The organism is Enterobacter sp. BIDMC 30, assembly GCF_000534355.1.
Taxonomy (GTDB): Bacteria; Pseudomonadota; Gammaproteobacteria; order Enterobacterales; family Enterobacteriaceae; genus Enterobacter; species Enterobacter ludwigii.
In genome coordinates this window covers 2,321,700-2,340,834 of record NZ_KI973169.1, presented here as the reverse complement: position 1 = coordinate 2,340,834, position 19,135 = coordinate 2,321,700, and the positions used below count along the sequence as shown (strand labels likewise).

Annotated in this window: 20 protein-coding genes and 2 tRNA genes; 6 read left to right on the top strand and 16 right to left on the bottom strand. The window is 51.8% G+C overall.

Annotated elements, in window-relative coordinates; genetic code table 11:
• Positions 1-20: 20 nt before the first annotated feature.
• Positions 21-635, bottom strand: a complete 615-nt coding sequence (tdk, locus tag L466_RS11235; protein ID WP_025203928.1) for a thymidine kinase — start codon at positions 633-635, stop codon at positions 21-23.
• 549 nt (positions 636-1,184) lie between these two features.
• Here tdk and hns point away from each other — a divergent pair.
• Positions 1,185-1,598, top strand: a complete 414-nt coding sequence (hns, locus tag L466_RS11240; RefSeq protein ID WP_008502781.1) for a histone-like nucleoid-structuring protein H-NS — start codon at positions 1,185-1,187, stop codon at positions 1,596-1,598.
• A gap of 199 nt (positions 1,599-1,797) precedes the next feature.
• Here the strand turns inward: hns and galU are convergent, their stop codons facing one another.
• The 3 genes from galU to rssA form a co-directional block, all read right to left on the bottom strand.
• A complete protein-coding gene (galU, locus tag L466_RS11245) occupies positions 1,798-2,706 on the bottom strand; it encodes a UTP--glucose-1-phosphate uridylyltransferase GalU (RefSeq protein ID WP_014170452.1) in 909 nt (302 codons plus the stop codon).
• A gap of 200 nt (positions 2,707-2,906) precedes the next feature.
• Positions 2,907-3,920 (bottom strand): two-component system response regulator RssB, encoded by a 1,014-nt coding sequence (gene rssB / locus L466_RS11250; protein WP_014170453.1) that lies wholly within the window; start codon positions 3,918-3,920, stop codon positions 2,907-2,909.
• A 91-nt stretch (positions 3,921-4,011) separates the two neighbouring features.
• Positions 4,012-4,914, bottom strand: a complete 903-nt coding sequence (gene rssA, locus L466_RS11255) for a patatin-like phospholipase RssA (RefSeq protein WP_032669742.1) — start codon at positions 4,912-4,914, stop codon at positions 4,012-4,014.
• Between the two features lie 114 nt (positions 4,915-5,028).
• On the opposite strand from rssA, the gene L466_RS11260 reads away from it, so the two are divergent.
• From L466_RS11260 to L466_RS11275, 4 genes are all read left to right on the top strand, one after another.
• Positions 5,029-5,487, top strand: a complete 459-nt coding sequence (locus L466_RS11260; protein WP_025203926.1) for a YchJ family protein — start codon at positions 5,029-5,031, stop codon at positions 5,485-5,487.
• Between the two features lie 48 nt (positions 5,488-5,535).
• A complete protein-coding gene (gene purU / locus L466_RS11265; protein WP_014170456.1) occupies positions 5,536-6,378 on the top strand; it encodes a formyltetrahydrofolate deformylase in 843 nt (280 codons plus the stop codon).
• 157 nt (positions 6,379-6,535) lie between these two features.
• Positions 6,536-6,620: transfer RNA gene (locus L466_RS11270), tRNA-Tyr, on the top strand.
• A gap of 35 nt (positions 6,621-6,655) precedes the next feature.
• Positions 6,656-6,740: transfer RNA gene (locus L466_RS11275), tRNA-Tyr, on the top strand.
• A gap of 61 nt (positions 6,741-6,801) precedes the next feature.
• Here the strand turns inward: L466_RS11275 and L466_RS11280 are convergent.
• A complete protein-coding gene (locus L466_RS11280) occupies positions 6,802-7,245 on the bottom strand; it encodes an Lrp/AsnC family transcriptional regulator (RefSeq protein WP_014170457.1) in 444 nt (147 codons plus the stop codon).
• Positions 7,246-7,352: 107 nt separating this feature from the next.
• Here L466_RS11280 and L466_RS11285 point away from each other — a divergent pair, with 107 nt between their 5' ends.
• Positions 7,353-8,249 carry a DMT family transporter gene (locus L466_RS11285; RefSeq protein ID WP_032680846.1) on the top strand — a complete coding sequence of 299 codons (897 nt, stop codon included), beginning with the start codon at positions 7,353-7,355 and terminating at the stop codon, positions 8,247-8,249.
• A 17-nt stretch (positions 8,250-8,266) separates the two neighbouring features.
• Here L466_RS11285 and L466_RS11290 read toward each other — a convergent pair whose 3' ends face one another.
• From L466_RS11290 to L466_RS11335, 11 genes are read right to left on the bottom strand one after another with little or no spacing between them, the layout of a single operon-like run.
• Entirely contained in the window at positions 8,267-9,457 is a 1,191-nt protein-coding gene (locus L466_RS11290; protein WP_032681989.1) for a nucleotide disphospho-sugar-binding domain-containing protein, read from the bottom strand.
• Positions 9,458-9,465: 8 nt separating this feature from the next.
• Entirely contained in the window at positions 9,466-10,026 is a 561-nt protein-coding gene (locus tag L466_RS23140; RefSeq protein WP_104440056.1) for a hypothetical protein, read from the bottom strand.
• Positions 10,023-11,147: a glycosyltransferase gene (locus L466_RS11295; protein WP_032680845.1), complete on the bottom strand. Its 1,125-nt coding sequence runs from the start codon at positions 11,145-11,147 to the stop codon at positions 10,023-10,025. Before L466_RS11295 ends, L466_RS23140 begins: the two co-directional genes overlap by 4 nt.
• Positions 11,141-12,115 (bottom strand): NAD-dependent epimerase/dehydratase family protein, encoded by a 975-nt coding sequence (locus tag L466_RS11300; RefSeq protein ID WP_032680844.1) that lies wholly within the window; start codon positions 12,113-12,115, stop codon positions 11,141-11,143. The genes L466_RS11295 and L466_RS11300 overlap by 7 nt, the downstream gene beginning before the upstream one ends.
• Complete coding sequence (locus L466_RS11305) at positions 12,106-13,218, bottom strand: fatty acid desaturase family protein (protein WP_032680842.1); 1,113 nt, start codon at positions 13,216-13,218, stop codon at positions 12,106-12,108. The genes L466_RS11300 and L466_RS11305 overlap by 10 nt, the downstream gene beginning before the upstream one ends.
• The gene (locus L466_RS11310) at positions 13,205-14,332 is read right to left on the bottom strand and encodes a sterol desaturase family protein (RefSeq protein ID WP_032680841.1); all 1,128 of its coding nucleotides are present in this window, start codon (positions 14,330-14,332) and stop codon (positions 13,205-13,207) included. Before L466_RS11310 ends, L466_RS11305 begins: the two co-directional genes overlap by 14 nt.
• Entirely contained in the window at positions 14,325-14,942 is a 618-nt protein-coding gene (locus tag L466_RS11315; protein WP_032680839.1) for a phosphatase PAP2 family protein, read from the bottom strand. The genes L466_RS11310 and L466_RS11315 overlap by 8 nt, the downstream gene beginning before the upstream one ends.
• Positions 14,939-16,213, bottom strand: a complete 1,275-nt coding sequence (locus L466_RS11320; RefSeq protein WP_032681988.1) for a F390 synthetase-related protein — start codon at positions 16,211-16,213, stop codon at positions 14,939-14,941. The genes L466_RS11315 and L466_RS11320 overlap by 4 nt, the downstream gene beginning before the upstream one ends.
• Before the next feature lie 8 nt (positions 16,214-16,221).
• A complete protein-coding gene (locus L466_RS11325; RefSeq protein ID WP_032680838.1) occupies positions 16,222-17,028 on the bottom strand; it encodes an MBL fold metallo-hydrolase in 807 nt (268 codons plus the stop codon).
• The gene (locus L466_RS11330) at positions 17,006-18,022 is read right to left on the bottom strand and encodes an NAD-dependent epimerase/dehydratase family protein (protein WP_032680837.1); all 1,017 of its coding nucleotides are present in this window, start codon (positions 18,020-18,022) and stop codon (positions 17,006-17,008) included. The genes L466_RS11325 and L466_RS11330 overlap by 23 nt, the downstream gene beginning before the upstream one ends.
• Positions 18,019-19,026 carry a 3-oxoacyl-[acyl-carrier-protein] synthase III C-terminal domain-containing protein gene (locus L466_RS11335; RefSeq protein WP_050594872.1) on the bottom strand — a complete coding sequence of 336 codons (1,008 nt, stop codon included), beginning with the start codon at positions 19,024-19,026 and terminating at the stop codon, positions 18,019-18,021. The genes L466_RS11330 and L466_RS11335 overlap by 4 nt, the downstream gene beginning before the upstream one ends.
• Between the last annotated feature and the right edge of the window lie 109 nt (positions 19,027-19,135).

Below are 19,135 nucleotides of genomic sequence, written 5' to 3'. Positions count from 1 at the left end.
CTGCATTTTACTGTGAAGGATTATTTGCGGTTGTCAGGCTGAAGCGCCGTCAGTGAGCCGACAATCAACGCTTCCTTATAATGCTTACGGCACACTGATACGTAGCGCTCATTGCCACCTATCACCACCTGCTCGCCATCAGCATAGGGTTTTCCGGCCTGGTCGAGGCGAAGCACCATGCTGGCTTTACGGCCGCAAAAACAGATGGTTTTAAGTTCAACGAGTTTATCCGACCACGCAAGTAAATACTGGCTGCCGGCAAAAAGCTCGCCGCGAAAGTCAGTGCGCAGTCCATAGCACAGAACGGGAATATCAAGCTCATCGACAACCTCTGAAAGCGCATGAACTTGCTCACGCGTCAGAAACTGGCTTTCATCAACCAGAACACAATGGATGGGCTGTGAAGCATGCGCTGTGCGGATATCCTCCAGCAGGTCAGTTTGCGGGTTAAACAGCCTTGCAGGCGATGAGAGGCCTATTCTGGAACTCACCTTCCCTGCACCAAAGCGGTCGTCAATTTCAGCCGTATAAACAACGGTACGCATCCCACGTTCCTGGTAATTGTATGAGGATTGCAGTAGCGCTGTCGATTTCCCGGCATTCATTGCCGAATAGTAGAAATAAAGTTGTGCCATTGGCCGTAAAACCCTAATCAATGTGTAATATTACCGATGATTCATTGTACCATATTTTGTCTGGTTATCAGCGATACGACGCACAGACTATGCGGTTCAGCGCGAGGTTTACCGCCGGCATTTTGCAAAAATAATGCGTTAAAACATGAAGTAAACGCATCCACCCCAGCCAATATGTTATAGGGTCAGCCAAACATAACACTTCATTTTATAGTGGAATCATCGTTCATTAAAATTCACTATTTATTAACTATTTCTGCCTTAACATACCCGGTGTAAACTAATACAAAAGGCTGATATTTATCCGCCGCAACTATAATTCCTGAGGCAAATGTCACAAAAAAAAGATGCAATCGACTGCGTTAAGCCACTTTACGTGATAACAAGCGAGACTGGCGGGTTATGAAATTTAAGTTAGCGTAATTAATAATAGCGGCAATATTCACTATTTTTTGAATTCCTTACATTCCCAGCTATTGCACAACTGAATTTATCGCTCTATTATTAGGACAACAAACCACCCCCCATTATAAGTTTGAGATTACTACAATGAGCGAAGCACTTAAAATTCTGAACAACATCCGTACTCTTCGTGCGCAGGCAAGAGAATGTACCCTCGAAACGCTTGAAGAAATGCTGGAAAAATTAGAAGTTGTAGTTAATGAACGTCGCGAAGAAGAAAGCGCTGCTGCTGCTGAAATCGAAGAGCGTACTCGTAAACTGCAGCAATATCGTGAAATGCTGATTGCTGATGGTATCGATCCAAATGAATTGCTGAACAGCATGGCTGCAGCTAAAACCGGTACCAAAGCAAAACGCGCTGCTCGTCCTGCTAAATATAGCTATGTTGACGAGAACGGCGAAACTAAAACCTGGACCGGCCAGGGTCGTACTCCTGCTGTTATCAAGAAAGCAATGGACGAGCAAGGTAAACAGCTGGATGACTTCCTGATCAAGGATTAATCATCTCGCTTCCAGAAAAATCCCGCGTAATGCGGGATTTTTTTACCCGCAATTTACCTAAAACATCCCCTTACACTCTGTCATAAAGCGTTATTTGGCTATTTAGCTTGCCTTACAATCGGACGTGATGACGGCGTGTTATGGGCATAAAAAAACCGGTGGGCAGAGCCTCACCGGTTCAGATCAAATGAAGCCTGAGTTATTTCTTAATACCCGCGCTCTCTTTGAGCCAGGCTTTAAATTCTTCACCGAGCGTATTGTGGCGAATGCCATATTCTACAAACGCCTGCATATAACCGAGCTTATTACCGCAGTCATGGCTCTTACCTTTCATATGGTAAGCTTCAACGGTCTCTTTCTCGATCAGCATATCAATGGCATCGGTAAGCTGGATTTCATCACCCGCTCCTGGAGGCGTTTTCGCCAGCAGAGGCCAGATTTCAGCACTCAGGACATAACGACCTACAACCGCCAGATTAGAAGGCGCTACGTCGGCCTTAGGCTTCTCAACCACGCCAATCATCGGCACGCTCTCACCCGGTTCAAGGTTAACGCCTTTGCAGTCAACAACACCGTAAGCGGTAACATCATCCACAGGTTCAACCATGATCTGGCTGCTGCCTGTTTCATCGAAGCGTTTGATCATCTCAGCCAGATTGTCCTGAGAAAGATCTGATTCATATTCGTCCAGAATAACGTCAGGCAGGATCACCGCAACAGGCTCATCGCCTACAACGGGATGCGCACACATGACTGCGTGGCCCAGACCTTTAGCCAGACCCTGACGCACCTGCATAATGGTGACGTGTGGCGGGCAAATAGACTGAACTTCTTCCAGCAGCTGGCGCTTAACACGTTTTTCCAGCATGGCTTCGAGTTCAAAACTTGTATCGAAATGGTTTTCGATAGAGTTTTTTGATGAATGTGTAACCAGCACAATTTCAGTAATGCCGGCCGCGATACATTCGTTAACGACATACTGAATTAATGGCTTATCAACCAGAGGCAGCATCTCTTTAGGAATCGCCTTAGTTGCTGGTAACATCCTGGTCCCCAATCCCGCTACCGGGATGACGGCCTTTCTGACTTTCGAATTTAGGGCAGCCATTCAAATTCTCCTGAGCTGTTCAAGTTTTGAACTTTTATGCAATAAATAACGCGTTAAGTATATCAGCCTCATCCCGCAGTCCGGGTCTGAAAAGAACGCGTTGCCGATCAATTAGGACAAATACGCATGATTCCGGGCAGCGATAGTAGCACTCCCCGTAAATCACAGGTAAAGCAATCTTAAAATTAAGATCCAACTGCTTATTCCGTGGACAACATTAAGCGTAGCCGTCCCCCGGCACCCCAAATTTGGCACTGCCAGGAGGAACAGCGATGGCTAATTTGATTAAGATAAGCCGTACCCAATGTTCCAAGCGGGACACCGTTACTGACCTGAATATGATGTTCCCCGGTATTCAGCGAGGCATTAAGCCCCGCGGAAACGAGGATAAGATTTTTCAAACCGCTGTGGTAATAACCTACCAACAGCGGAAACTGTCCGGGTAAATTGGCCTGACGGAAAAGCTGGTTTACCTGTTTGAGTAAACTGCCTAACTCGGGAAGCCGCTGTCCCTGATGGGAGAGTTGTTCCTGCAGCAACCCGTTAAATAGCGCACGAAGTAATAACGCGGCTAATACACCATTATCCCCTGCCCGGGTGACATCAAGACAATAAAATGCAAGGTCTGAATCCGATAATGGCGCAATATCGAGCACCAGCCCTGGCTGGTCAGCGGCCACCAGCTGGCGATAATTCACACGACAGTGAGAAATATTTTGTTGTACCGGCGGTTGAAGTTCTTGCAACAGTTTCGCCGCCGCAGGGGGATTACTCACTAAGGCGTCCCAGTCCTGGAAAAGGCGTTCCTCTTCCTCAACCCGGGAATTAAACATATTGGGATAAAGACAGGCTAAGACGGTTTCACGAAGTCGGTTAAGATCTTTAACCGGTTTAAGCAGAATATCCTGAACCCCCAGACGCAAGGCTTTGGCTATATCCGCCATGTTCTCTGTGGCGGAAATCACCAGTATCGGCATCTGGTTGGCTTCATTGCGCAGATGTTCGACCAGCTTCAGTCCATTCATCCGTGGCATCTCAAGGTCACAAATCATCAGATCAGGCGTGATATTGACCATTTTTTCCAGCGCGTCGATGCCATCGTCAGCCAGTGAAGTGTTTGCCCCCAGTGATGATAACCACGAATCCAGTAGCGATCGGAAAACGGGCTCGTCTTCAACAATCAAAATGTGTTTTCCGGCCAATGGCTTCGTCATGGTTCCTCCCCTGGCTGACAGTAACTACATAGTGGCATGCTATCGGCACTGTCGCCTGTCAGATTTTGCTGAAGTAGTCAAAAAAAGGTGCTTAACGTGCTGTTCGCACAAAAGGCAGCAACTCATCTATTTTCTTTTCGACGGCTAACGAGCCCGCTGCGATGGCGGCCTCAGCCCGATGGAAATCAAGGGTAGAAATTTGCGGACAATACGGCTGAAGCAGAATATCCGGCGGGTCGCCAGCCATGCGGTTGCGCTTGAGGCGGTTCTCCAGGACCTGGATTGAGGTCGTCATAATTTCAATCGCCGTGGGTGCAGTTACCGCACGCCGGGCGGCCATCCGCCCGAGACGTCCGCGCAGACGCTCATGCCAGGCCAGTTTTTCGCCCTCGGCATCTTCACTCTGAAGATTGACTGGCATCAGGTCTTGTTGCATCAGATGAGCGTCGTGCTGTAAATCCACAGCAATAACGATATCGGCACCCATAGCGCGGGTCAGGGAAATGGGGACCGGGTTAACGACGCCTCCGTCGACAAGCCAGTAACCGTTGTGCGGAACAGGGGCCATTAAGCCCGGCATGCTGCAGGACGCGCGAACGGCAAGATGGATATCCCCTTCGGTAAGCCAGAGTTCGCGGCCGGTACTGAGGTTCGTCGCAACGGCACCGAAGGGTAACTGACAATGACTGAAGTCATCGAGAGGCATAATCTGACGGAACTGGTTAAAGACCCGTTCACCGCGCAGCAACCCACCGCGCTGCCACGAGAGATCCATCAGGCGCAATACGTCCCAGTAACTGAAGGAGCGTACCCAGGTTTCAAGTTCCGGAAGCTTTCCACACGCGTATGCGGACCCCACAAGCGATCCGATTGAACACCCTGCAACAATATCAACGTCAATGCCCATCTGCTTTAAGGCATTTATCACGCCGATGTGCGACCATCCCCGGGCTGCACCTGAGCCCAGCGCCAGTCCAATTTTAACCTTTCTCATTAGCCCTGTTTTACGTCCCCTGGATTCCTGACATAGCATCAACGCAACTGCTCAGTTAACATGGTGCTACCCGAAGCGTTTAACGCCCTTATTTTTTGTTCCAGGAAGAGAATCGTGTCTCAACTCTGCCCTTGTGGTAGCGCTCTGGAGTATAGCCTATGTTGCCAGCGATATCTGTCTGGCGATCAGGTTGCACCAGACCCGTCACACCTCATGCGTTCACGGTATACTGCTTTTGTGATCAAAGACGCAGACTACCTGATTAAAACCTGGCACCCATCCTGCCACGCTGCCGATTTCAGACAGGATATTGAAGCCGGGTTTGCTAATACCCAATGGCTCGGCCTTACCGTCTATGAATCGTCAACGGGAAGTGATGCTGATGAAGGTTATGTCAGCTTCGTTGCCCGCTTTATCGAACGCAATAAGCCCGGTGCCATTATCGAACGTTCCCGGTTCTTAAAGGAAAGCGGGCAATGGTATTATATTGACGGAACGCGCCCACAGTTTGGTCGTAACGATCCCTGCCCTTGTGGTTCAGGTAAAAAATTTAAAAAGTGTTGCGGGCAGTAATGCCTGACAACCCAGACTTCGCAAATACTCAAACAGGATTTCCCGGCGATGCAATCACTACAACGTAAAGTTCTGCGCACCATCTGTCCCGATCAAAAAGGGCTGATCGCACGAATTACCAACATTTGTTATAAGCATGAACTGAATATCGTGCAGAACAACGAGTTCGTTGACCACCGTACCGGACGCTTCTTTATGCGTACCGAACTCGAAGGGATTTTCAACGACACCACCCTGCTTGCCGATCTCGACAGCGCGCTGCCTGAAGGCTCAGTGCGTGAACTGACACCCGCTGGCCGTCGTCGCGTTGTTATTCTTGTGACGAAAGAAGCCCACTGTCTTGGCGATCTGTTGATGAAAGCAAACTACGGTGGCCTCGATGTTGAAATCGCTGCCGTTATCGGTAACCACGAGACGCTGCGCACGCTGGTTGAACGTTTTGATATTCCGTTTGAGCTGGTCAGCCATGAAGGCCATACCCGTGAAGAACATGACAACCTGATGGCCAATGCTATCGAAGCGCATAACCCGGATTACGTGGTACTGGCGAAATACATGCGTGTGCTGACCCCATCCTTCGTGGCGCGTTTCCCGAACAAGATCATCAACATCCATCACTCATTCCTGCCAGCCTTTATCGGTGCACGTCCTTATCACCAGGCGTACGAACGCGGTGTGAAAATCATCGGCGCCACCGCGCACTACGTGAATGACAACCTGGACGAAGGCCCAATCATTATGCAGGACGTGATTCACGTGGATCACACCTATACCGCAGAAGATATGATGCGCGCCGGGCGTGACGTAGAGAAGAACGTACTCAGTCGTGCGCTCTATCAGGTGCTTGCGCAACGTGTGTTCGTTTACGGTAACAGAACGATTATTCTTTAATCGACAAGAAAATGAACTGGTTAGCTTTACAGCTTAACGCGTAAAATTCAGGCAACCAGTTTATTTTTATTGTGGTAACGCTTTACAGGGGCGTCTCATTTGATATGATGCGCCCCGCTTCCAGCAGGAAGCAGGCCAGTAAATAGCATTACCCCGTGGTGGGGTTCCCGAGCGGCCAAAGGGAGCAGACTGTAAATCTGCCGTCATCGACTTCGAAGGTTCGAATCCTTCCCCCACCACCATCTCTCAGCATTACCTCAAAATTTGAATTACCCCTGGTGGGGTTCCCGAGCGGCCAAAGGGAGCAGACTGTAAATCTGCCGTCATCGACTTCGAAGGTTCGAATCCTTCCCCCACCACCATCATCTCAAAGCCAATCCAGTGATGTATTTCAAACGATGTGTCATGCATAGCAACAGACGATCACATTGGTGGCAACCGGCGCTTCACCGGTGAACTTTTCACGATCGACGTATTACACTGAGCATGTTCCGCCAGACCATCAAGCAACGCATCCAGTTGCTCAATCGACCGCACGACCAGCCTGATAACAAAGCAGTCTTCACCGGTGACTTTATCGCTCTCAATACATTCCGGCATAGCCTGAATGTACTTATCTACTTTTTGCAGCAACCCCGGTAAAGGACGAACCCGCACCAGCGCCTGCAACGTATACCCCAACGCCGTCAGATTGACGCGCGCGCCATACCCTTCAATCACCCCACGCTCTTCCAGTCTTTTCAGACGCTCTGCTGTACTGGGAGATGTCAGTCCAATACGTCCGCTGAGTACCTTTAGCGACATGCGCGCATCCTCAACCAGACAGGCCAGGATTTGGCGATCGATGTCATCGAGAAGGTTTTCCATCGTTTTTACCTAATTTAAAAAAGTCATCACTGTCTTTCACCTTATATCAGCCATGTTATTCCCGACAGCGGTATTCGACAATATCGTCATTAATCAGGAGGTGAATAATGGGTGATGTACAAAAAGGCGTCTGGCAGATGAGCCTGGCGATGTTAATTTCCGGCTCGATTGGCGCGTTTGTTCTGCTTTCCGGCCTGCCGGTGACGGAAGTGGTTTTCTGGCGATGCCTGATCGGGGCGATGGCCCTTTTTATTTTCATCCGAATAAGTCGAAAACCATTTAGTCCGCTCACCCGTGTCACGCTGTTGCTGGCAATTCTGGGCGGTGTTGCGTTAGTGGTGAACTGGTTGCTGCTATTCGCGGCTTATGAACGTATTTCAATCGGCCTTTCTACCGTGGTTTATAACACTCAGCCGTTTATGCTGGTGTTGATGGGGATGTTTTTAGGTGAACGCGTGAGCCTGGTGAAATGGGGTTGGCTCGTTCTCGCCTTTGGCGGCGTGATCATCCTGCTCTCCAGTGAGCTGAATGGCGCACAGGGCAAAGGCTGGCTCGCAGGAATCGGTCTGGCGATGGGGGCCGCTTTCTTCTACGCACTGACAGCCATAATCGCCCGCAGACTTAAATCAGTTGCGCCCCAGCATATCGCCTTTATTCAGGTACTGACCGGCGTGGTCATGCTGTTGCCCTTAGCCCACCAGCCGGCATTTTCAGCTGATTTCCCCTGGCCGATTTTACTGACGTTAGGTGTCGTCCATACCGGGATCATGTATCAGTTGCTGTATAGTGCGATCCAAAAGCTCCCGACGCCCGTTACCGGTTCTCTGTCTTTTATCTATCCCGTGGTGGCCATAATTGTCGATAACGTGGTGTTCGGACACTCGCTGAATATTACGCAACTGGCAGGTGGTGCATTGATACTGTTTGCGGCGGCAGGTAATAACCTGGGCTGGGGCGAGAAAAAACCCCGCGAGTGCGGGGTTGGGATCAAATCAGCACATTAGCGACGGGGGCGAACAGGCTAATCCTTGCGGATTAACGTGAGGAGTTGTTCACGAGCCTGTTCAAGTTGCCTGAGTCCGCCGCGCAGCCAGATACCTTTGCTGAAAAACTCGACCCGGGCGGCATGATCGAACTGATCGTAGTCAACCGGGTACACCAGGGCCGGGATCCCTTTTTGAATACAGTGCCACATAATCCCCGCCCCGCCGTGGTGTATCACGGCATCGTAACGAGATAACCAGGCATCATAATCAACCCAATGCATACGTAAGAAATTCCCTGCCCGCTCACATTCCGCACTTTCCAGGCTGCCATCCGTGAAATGGAACACCCAGTCTGGCATCGTTTTCGCCAGAGCTGTTGCCGCTTTCGCTACGTCATCTTTATGCCAGTCCAGATGTGTACCCAGCGTAATCAGGACATGCCGCTTTCCTTCAATGAAGGTCGGTTTCTCTCCATCTGCAGGCGGTGTGTACAGCGCAGGTCCAATAAAGGCTACCGATTCAGGCCAGGTCCGCTCAAATTCCATCTCTTTTTCGCCCAGAGCAAGAATGCGCAAGGGTGAATATGCCGTTTCACTGCCGTCAGGCCGATATAGCCGGGTTATGCCCGTCTGACGAATCACACCGCGAAAAAACCAGAAAACAAGACTCTTGAACAACCTGACTTTTTTCCTGTGGAGCAGGTGGCTTATCCGTTCCCACGCGGTGATGGCCGGCATCAGCCCACCACAATAAGCGGGTGGGCCGTCCGGTGCTTCAAGAACGCAGGGCGACGGCAAGCTACTCCACCAGAGAACATTCATCCGGGTACAGACAGGCCCCACGACGGGAAGTGTAAAGTCGGCGATGGCCAAATCCGGCACGCCTTCCCGATGCCACGCCCTCTCCAGTTCGTCAGCAAAACCCTTAAGCAGGCCTACGACTGAACGAAACTGACGATAAAGCCTCACAGGATGCGTCTTTACGGCATATTTTGGATTGGCGATAGACACTAACGGTGTATCGAAATCGCCGTCAAGAATGAGCCCTTGCAGTCCGGACGCCGCAATCCGCGCGCTGGCACCGCGAGTACTGATAATCCGGACCTGATAATGCGCTGAAAGCGCCCTCCCCATTGCCAGCACGGGATGCAAATGTCCGGAAAATGGCGGGGCCAACAAATCAATTCGCGTGACGTTGTCAGGAATCAGATCAAACAAGCGTTGCATATCAGACTCTATTTCCGTATTTGATTTATAAATCGCTGACATAAACAGACCAGCTCCGGCTGCGAGAGATAGTCCATATGACCGCAGGGTATGCGCTCGTCCGCCTGGTGAAACCAAAGGCGAGAAATCCAGTCTTGCTGCCCCTGAACCAAAAGATGATGGCAGTCAGGACGCTGACGAGCCACGGGGCCGTAAGCAAAAATACTCACGCGAGACAGGACTGAGGACGGCAGGTGAAGATTATTAAAGAGTTCCAGTCCACAGCTTCCGGAAAGTAACAGCGTGTGATCCGCCGATTCCAGCAACGCGATCGCAATGTTTCGATAGCGCTCGGCAAACGCTGCCCTGCGAGAAGTGAGGTAGTCCCGCGCATTGCTGCAACTTGCACGCAATAAACCCGTATCACACCATGGCTGGGTTTGAGGTATCCAGGGGAAATTTTCAGTGACAGGCATGGCCCCCTCCGTCAGCAAAGACTGGAGGAACAAACTCTGCACCGGGCTGAGCGCAAGGTTGCCGGGACGGCTTCTTCCCGTGATAAAAGCGATGTTAAGTCGCATGCCGGTCACAATGAGCTGAAGCGGTCATTACTGAAAACGCGATAGCGACGTGAACGCCAGTGGATATTCCGGTTGAACAAGGCATGAATTAAATGCACAGGCTGCAACAGCTCTGATAACACCGACATCACCGGCCTTGCGGAAATAGTCTCTGACACTAAGCGCTGTATACGGCGCAAGGCAACGTGGCGAACGAGAAGGACCACCGCCAGTAACACGCAATTTATCCCCCCACTGAATGCGAGCACCACCATTGCCCAAAGCAGTAACGGATGTAAACCCTGAAGAAGAAAGATTGCCAGATTCGTACCAGCAGGCTTCTCACGCATCAACAATGTGGCGAACAAAAACCAGCGGTGCATCTGACGAAAATACCGTCTGACGTCAGGTACGCTGGTTTGTACGCTCACAGGCGCGACAGACTGTACGATGCTTACCCCTTGCTGAGTAAGAAGCGTTGCCAGCGCGAGATCATCGGTCAGATGTCGAAGGATGGGCGAAAATCCCCCCACGCTTTCCAGCACACGTAAAGGTAACAGGTAGCACATGCCATTTAGCGTTAACGGTCTGACAAAAGGCAGCAACGGCAGATACGTCAGCGCTGAGTTATCATTAACAAATTGTGCCAGCAGTCGCGACGGTAAGTTGTCGGTAGCCACATACCAGGGTAGCGCGGTGACAAGCGAATGATCATCAAGCGCGGCAAGCATCGTGTTCAGCGATGTCGCCGTCAGTACCGCATCGTCATCTAAAATCAGGACCGTCAGGGTCTTAACCTGCTTTCTTCCTTGCTCAAGCTTATATAACTTTGGATTTATCCCTTCCGGCGCTTCAGGGTATGCGCAGATATGAATAGCGCTCTGAGGGTAACGCGCCTGCAACCGCTGCGTTACCCTCGCGGCCTCCGCGTCGTCCACGTCAGTCAGCCAAAGAAACGTTGCGCCAGGCAAATTTTGAAGACTCGCGGCCAACACCGTCTCTAACGCAGGATCACCGCTGAGTATGGGTTGCATGACCGTAATGTCGCTGAAAGAGCGAGAGATGTTATCCCTTGTGGCTGTAAGCATTTTCTGCGTGATACAGACTTTGAAAAGCAGAATGGCCAGCCATGCTATTGCGATAATTAACACAGGCGCTCTTCCTTGAGTTGTTGTAAAAACGTACGCAGGCTGACGTCAAAATCCATTGATGGTGGACCAAAGTCATCCAGCATACGCGTAACATTCAGGGTGTTAGTGTAGCCAAAGACGGCAACGCCAAAACGGGTAATCGGCGGTTCTCCCGGCAACGGCAGCCAGTGCCACAGCCTCTCAAGTATGCCAGCAAAACACATCGCAGTTCCCAGGCGCACGGTTTTATGCGGTTGAGGCAAACCCAACTGCTGCAAGACGTCACATAACAGCCGATGGATTTCGACAGATTGACTGGCGGAGATGTTATAACACGGGCGGAGATGACTGCGTTTCACGGCACGCATCAGGTAATCCCCTAGCACATCGACGTGCATAATGTCGGCCTGCACTTTTACACCGCGGCTAAGGATAGTGGGCAGCTTTCCTTTTTTAGCCGCAGCCAACAGAGGCGGTAAGAGCAAGCGATCGCCCTCACCAAATACGGCACAAGGGCGAAAAATGGTTTTCTCACCCTGATACGTCTCAACAAGGCACTCTGCCTGACGTTTTGTGCGCCCATATTGGCTGCTAAATTCGGGGCCGATAGCATCACATTCACGCAGTCCTGGCTGGTGTGCAAAACGGTAATAAACCGCCGCGCTTGAAATAAATATGAGTCGTGGAAAGCCACGATGACGGCAAAAATCGATAACATGCCGGGTCGTCTCAACGTTATCCCGGTAATAATCGTGCTCACTACCCCAGGGCGAAGTCCTTCCTGCCGCGTGAATAACCACATCGGGTACGACATCAAGCGTATGAAGCTGGTCTAACTCAAGTGCGTAATACTCAACTGATGCGGGCAACTCGACATGTTCACGGCGCCCGACGCCGCACAGCGAAACGCCGTCAGTATTGGCAAAACGCCGGATAAAAGCCCCGCCAATGAAACCCGATGCTCCGGTTACCATAATCTTCACGGCCATTCTCCGTGTCGCTCAGGGCGTTCACCCATGCGCCTGAGAAAACGCTGCTGGAGAGACATTAAATCGGCGAGGGTGAGTCGACGATAATCCAGCCCTTCTCGCGCGGCGACATCCTCGATGATTCGGCTCAACTGAGGATAATGGCGATGACTCCAGTGCGGGAAAAGATGGTGAGTCAGATGAAGATTGAGGCCACCCAGCCAGTAACCCATGAACGCGGGCCGTGTCGACCAGTCAAAGGTCGTTGCAAAGGTATGGGAAAGCCTGCCTTGAGCCATTTTGCCCCCGTCAGGGGGGAGCTGAGCGCTGCCCTTTGCCCAGTGCGTCCCGATGACGAGCATGACGAATATCAGAGAAGAGATCATCTGACAGAGCATATAGGTCAGCAAAATTGAACCGGCGCTAAATCTGTCGGCCAATAACCACATGGGTAACACGAGGCTGAACGCTGCGTGCAAGGCTTTACCCGTCAAAAAAAACGTCCAGCCGATAATACCCTGCTGCGCCAGATGAGGCGTCACCGGTGTATATCCCCCTCTGTCGAGCCAGTCAACAATCCAGATATACCAGGGGAAGGTTAATGCGGCGACCAACGGCCAGTAGTAGCGCTGCGCCCGCATAAAGGGGCGCCAGCGCTGCCAGGGCGTCTGGCGCATAAGACCATTTTCTGCGGTGTCCGGATCGTAACATTCTATGTTGGTGAATCCATGATGAAATCTGACATGGCGAACGCGCCAGCAATCGGGATCCAGGCCGAGAGGGATAGCGACAATACGGTTTACCCACGCGTTAGCTTTTTTACTTTTCAGAAAGGCATTATGAGACGCATCATGCACGACGTTCACGGTCAGCAACATCGCGAAAACGATGGCGGCAAAATACCAGGAAAAATACAGGGGCAGGTCACTCTGATGAAGCGCTAACGCATAACTTCCAATACAGCCGCCAGCCAGCATCACTGTTTTAACCAGCATTCGGCCATCTGCATAGCGATGATCGCCTCGTTCTGTTAACAACGCGCGTGTTTCGCTGTGAAGTGCTGCAACCAGCCCGGGGGGATCGGCGGGAAAGGTCAACCGCTTGTCAGGATTAAACTGGTTCACTTATCCCCCTTTTTGATCTGCGCCCAAGACCATAGGTGAGTGCAATACCGTGTGCGCCCAGTGCCGCCATAACTGCAACCCAATAGAGGTGATTCCAGCCCCAATAACCCAAGAAAAGCAGCGGTAAAGAGAGCGTGACCAGACACCACATCATCACTCCCCAGCGCTGCCCCTCGCTGATCCCACCCAATGCGACAGAGCCAGCTGCCAGCAATATAAACAACAGGGACTGCGCAGCACCCACGTTATCTATGCTGTATCCGTAGCGCTGGATGTAGCCCAGAACGAGCGCAAACAACAGAATAGCCCCGACACCTGTCATTAATATCGAACAGTCAAACTGGCGATGTCGGAGGCGAACCGTTTTCAAAATACCTGCCATTTGCAAAAAAGGAAGATTACTTTCCTGCATCGGGTTTAACGATGGCTTCCTGCCTTTTACCCCATAGGTCAACTTCTCCTGCGAGGGCATCTCGCAGAACGTACCGAATAATTTATCCCAGAAAATAAAGGTGCCACCGTAGTTGGTATCGGCATAGCGCTTATTATTAAGGTGATGAACGCGATGATGTGTCGGGGTAACAAATACCTTTTCTAGCCATCCCAGCGTTGGCGTTAATGCGTTATGGTTAAAAAACTGAATGCTGTAATGCACGATGGAAACCGCCAGAAAGACACTCAGCGGTACGCCAGCCAGCGCTAACACCAAAAAGAAAGGGATTGACGTTAATGACGAGTACCAGGAATTTCGCACCCCCAACGACAGGTTATAGTTCTCCCCCTGATGGTGAACAACGTGAACAGCCCACAGTAGCCGAAGCTGGTGATGGAGACGATGCAGCCAGTAGAAACCAACGTCCCATGCTAACAATGTAAAGAGCCATACCCCGACGGCAGACCATCCCTCAAAAAGATTCAGGCTAAAGTGTTCCAGCACAAATCCGTAGCAAAGCACCTCCAGGCACCGGAAAAACCACAGCATAATGTGCCCGGAATTGAGATTGAAAATGATATCGAGCCAGTCAATATTCTGCCGCCGTGTGAACTGAAGAATACAGGCCTCAGCACACACGAAAAACAGCATAAAAAGAACGGGAAACAGGAGTTCACTCACCGGGTATTCCTTTATATTTTTGTCTGCGCACGTCCAGATGCCCTGCCAGCCATACACTGGCCCCTGCCAGCAAAACACCCGCCATTAAATCAATAAACAGATGTCTTCTCAGCTGAAGGATAGAGTAGGCAATAGCACACGCCCAGATGACGCTTGCAACCGTCATCCAGCGTAAACGCCCTGCCGCTATCGCCCAGACGGCGAGTGCCGTCAGCGCAGCGTGCAAAGAGGGAAAGCAATTTTGACGGGAATCGACAGAGACCAGCCATCCCAATACTCTGGAAGAAACACCCTCTCCTGCCAGCGTGGGATACACCATGGTGGTCGGCCATAACAGATATATGATGCCCGCCCCCAGCGCCGAAAATTGCATGGACCGGGCAAGCCACCGCACTCGGTCATACGGCGTTAATAAATATCCCAACGGGACAATTAAGAAAAAGGACAAGTAGAGCCACACTGCATCAGGCGAAAAGGGAATTAACGCGTCAACCCGTAGTGGGGTTAAACGATAACCTTCACCCTGTAACCTGTCGCAAAGCGAATAAACGACCCCGACCGACCCCCACCCCAATAGCATCTGCTTGAGGCGTTGCAGAAACTCACTCATTCCTTTCCCCATTCACGGACTATGCGCCGTCGTTTTGCGTCAAAGTTCGGTGATACGCTTCGGGACTGCAGCACCCATACCAGCCGGGAAGTGTCTATTCCCTGTAACGTAAACAGCTCATTCAGCGCGTCGCGGCAGTGAGGAAGTATTGCTGCGTCACAATCCGCGGTAAGACACAGTCTCTCTGCTTCTGTTTGTACCAGGCGATAGTCTGCGGTAAGTGGGAGCGTGACGGCCAGCACGCGGCTGCAGGGGTCGGCAAAAATAACCTGCGGTTTGCCCGTGCTATCCGGGAGAAGGAGTTGATCGTCCTGTCGACCCTCAATACGCTCAATCGCGCGCGCCGCACTTCCACACGGGCACCGCGCCTCGCGGGCAACCAGTATGTCATCAAGGCGGTAACGGACGATGGGCTGCGTGCTGCGGGTGAAATCGGTGATAACAGGCGTAAAGCGCTTCTCATCCAGCCAGTGGGGCTCGACGTGAATAAACTCCTCGTTCAGATGTAACGTCCCAAAAGAACAGGTTGAAGCTAAAAAACCCTCTGTTGCCTGATAGATTTCACCCACGCTACCAAATACCTGGTGGATAAGTGCCCTGTCCTGTTCCTCCAGAACTTCGGCGACAGAAATCACCTTTTTGACATTCAGCTGCAGCGTTCCGTCCAGAACCGCCAGCGCCAGCGCACGTAATACCTGTGCGGGGGCAACAATGATCGTCGGGGAAAACTGTTCTACATGGCGCAATTGCGGCTGAAACGGCGCCAGTAAATCGTAAAATTCCAGGCTCAACCAGCTGCTGCTCACACTCTGGTAAAGGTTATTATTTGCCCTCAGAAACAGTGCAACCCGTTCCCGGGCAAAAAGACCGTCCGGTAAGGCCCTGGCAAGCATACCTGCAGCCCAAATTTGCTGCTCCTTCGGACTGACAACAAATAACCCGCGTCTGCCGGAAGTACCTGATGACAGGCCCACGCTAAATCGGCCTATTTTCGGACTGAAGTCCCGGCTCTGTTCACTTTTCAGCGCGCAGGCCATCAGCGCGTCACGCTTAAGACCTTCAGTGTTCATCTCATCGAAATGCGTCATCATCAGCGCCTTGTCCATCAGCGGCCACTGTCCGAACGGCACCGCGAGAAATCGTTGAAACCATGGGCTTTTCGATAACACGTTCCGCCTGAAGCGATGCAGTTTTTTTTCCTGCCATCTCTCCAGTTTTTCACGTTCGGTAAAACGCCGTCTGCGGGTGCAGAAATAGCGCCACATCAACATAATGAGGTTCACAAATCGCCCTCATGACACAGACGAATATCCACTTTACCGTTTTTCCAGAGTTGATTGAGTTGCCGGAGCGTCTGGTAATAAGCAGAGGGATCGGACATCACCAGACTGGCAAGCCGTGAAGGACCGCGCATCTCCCGGTAATTGTCAGGAGACCATGCCGCATCTGCGGCCAAAAGTGTCCAGCCGTCCTCTGTCAGGACGAATGCGCCGAAGTGTCCGGCTGCATGGCCTGCAAGCGGGATCAAAATAATTTCGCCCTGACTGTCCGGCAAAACATAGCCCCGCTCAAACGGAGCAAGCGCCTCGGGCAGCCTCAGGGTTTCGAAACCTTCAATGAAGCGCAATGACGACTCAAACTCGGAGGGGAAAAGTCCTGGCACAAATGCCTGACGCAGGGCGGCAAATCCTCTCAGCGCTCTCACCTGCTGCCAGCCCTCACCAGAACAAATACAGCTAACATCGGGGAAATCACGTAGCCCTGCGACGTGATCGGCATGGAAGTGCGACAAGATAATCGCATCGATATCGCCCCCGACCAGGCCTTGTGCGTAAAGCTGTTGAGCCAGGGACTGTTTGGGGTCGAAATAAACCGGCGTGACTTGCCGGTAAATGCGAAAAATGCCCGAGCGCGTGTAGTGTTCAAACCAGGAGGAATAGCCGGTATCCCATAGCCATCGGTGTGAACCGACCTCCAGGAGCCAGGCTCGAGAGGGAAATTTGCACACCCTGAGACCAGCGCCTTTTAGAGCCATGCAGCCGATATGGGTGCAATATCCTGTTTCAAACGCGGTAATCTTTGCCATTCGTCCTCAGCCATTCTCCCGTTAGCGCGATGCCTTCTGCCATTGAAAAGCGAGGGGTATAGCCCAACTCCTCTACGGCTTTTTTAGCGCTCAGCGTCATATCGAAACAAACCGTTCCCGCACTGTAACGGGTGACGGGAGGTTCCTTATTGATGCACTTTCCGACTAATTCCATGCCACGCGCGGCCAGTGACACCACCGGCCAGGGAATTGACCGGATCTGATAGCGTAACCCCAGCTGCTGACGCAGCAACGCGTCAAGCATATCAACCAGCCGCTGCGGCTGGTGATTGGTCACGTTATAGATGCTGCCGGAATAAAGAGGCTGGCCCAAGGTTGCACGTTCCATAGCAAAGACCACGTTTTGTACGAAGGTCAAATCCAGAAGCGCTTCTCCTCCCCTGGGCAGACGCAGTATCCCTCCGTCCTGATGGAGCTGACGCAGCAGGCGAGGAACGATCACCTTATCATGGGGACCGAAAAGCCCACGCGGGCGCAAAATGATGAACGTAGTCGCGCTGAAGCTTGCCACCGCATCTTCAATGATGCGTTCGGCTGCCCGTTTGCTGCTGGCGTAGTGGCTGGAAAATGTGTTCGCCAGGTAGGTTTCCGGAAGATCGTAGTGATGCTGAAAATCGAAGTAGACCGCAGGGGTAGAAATGTGGACAAAACGCGGAATGCCCGCGGTGCCCGCAGCCATCGCCAGTTTTTGTGTTGCAATGACGTTAGCCTGCCAGAAAGCGTCCCTCCCTCCCCAGGGAGAAGATTTCGCTGCGCAGTGCCACACGGCATCGCACCCCTCCATGAGCCTGGCGCATTGGTCCAGAGACGCCAGGGACAAGTCGAGTGGGATAAACGTCGCGCCCACATGCTTTAAATGTGCACCTTCGACCGGATTACGGCCCGTCGCCACTACGCTAAAGCCACGTTCCAGCAAATAGTGGACAGCGTTACGCCCCAGCCCGCTGGTTGCCCCTGTCACCAGGATCTTCATGGCATAAGTACCATGCCAGCCAGCGTCAGGCCTGCTGCAGTACCAATAAGCATCGCGGGTTTTCCCGGCGTGAAACGACCATGGGTTACCGCTTCATGCAGCGCCGTAGGGATGGAGGCGGCCACCTGGTTACCGTAGTGACGGTAAACATCAATTAAGATGGATTCAGGGACGCCCAGCCGCTTACGCATGTGTTCAAGAGAAAGATGGCTGGCCTGATGCGGAATGACGGTACCGATATCCGACAGTTGCAGACCACATTTTCCCAGCAGCCGCGCGAAGTAGTCATCAATCAGCGAAGAGGCATACCGGAACAGCGCCTTACCCTGCATATGGAACATAAAATCACTGTCGCTCATGCCTGCTCTTGGGTTGCGACGCGTTCCTCCCGCACGGATTTCACAGAGTTCGCTGCCATCCGGGTACATCTCGATCAGGCTGGTGATAATCCCACTGTTGCCGTCACCACGCTCCACGATCGCACACGCCGCACCATCACCGAAAATCAACGAAGACTCTTCGTGACTCCAGTCAATGCCGCGCGATGCTAAATCAGCTGAAACAATGGCGATGCGACGATATGCGCCTGTATTCAATAAACCTGCGGCAACTTCTAAAGCGGAAATAAAGCTGACACAGCTGCTGTTAATATCAAACCCCGCCAAACCCGCGGGCATACCCGCCGCCTTGATAATATGAACCGCACTGCAGGGAAGCGCTTGTATGGCAATAGCCGATGCACAAATTAACAGGTCTATGGAAGCAGGTGATATCGTTCCGGCATGTAGCGCGTTATGTAGCGCCTGTGCGGCCAGCCCGGCCTGGCTGGCGGTGTGAGAAGCGTGGTAGCGGGTAAGTATACCGGACCGTTTTTCAACGTAGCCAGGCGGTTTTCCTAACCACGAATCCAGATCGCTGGATGTCAGTCTTTCAGCAGGCAAGGCAATGCCTGTTGAGATAATTTTTATTGCGGCCGAAATTTCCGGCTCTGTTGATTGACCCACACCAGTGCTCCCTTCACTAGCTAATCCAACCGCTAATAATATAGGAGCCCCTTCTTTACACAATCTGAAATTAACGGGAGCGTCCTGCTCCCGTGTCGGTTTTCAGTGA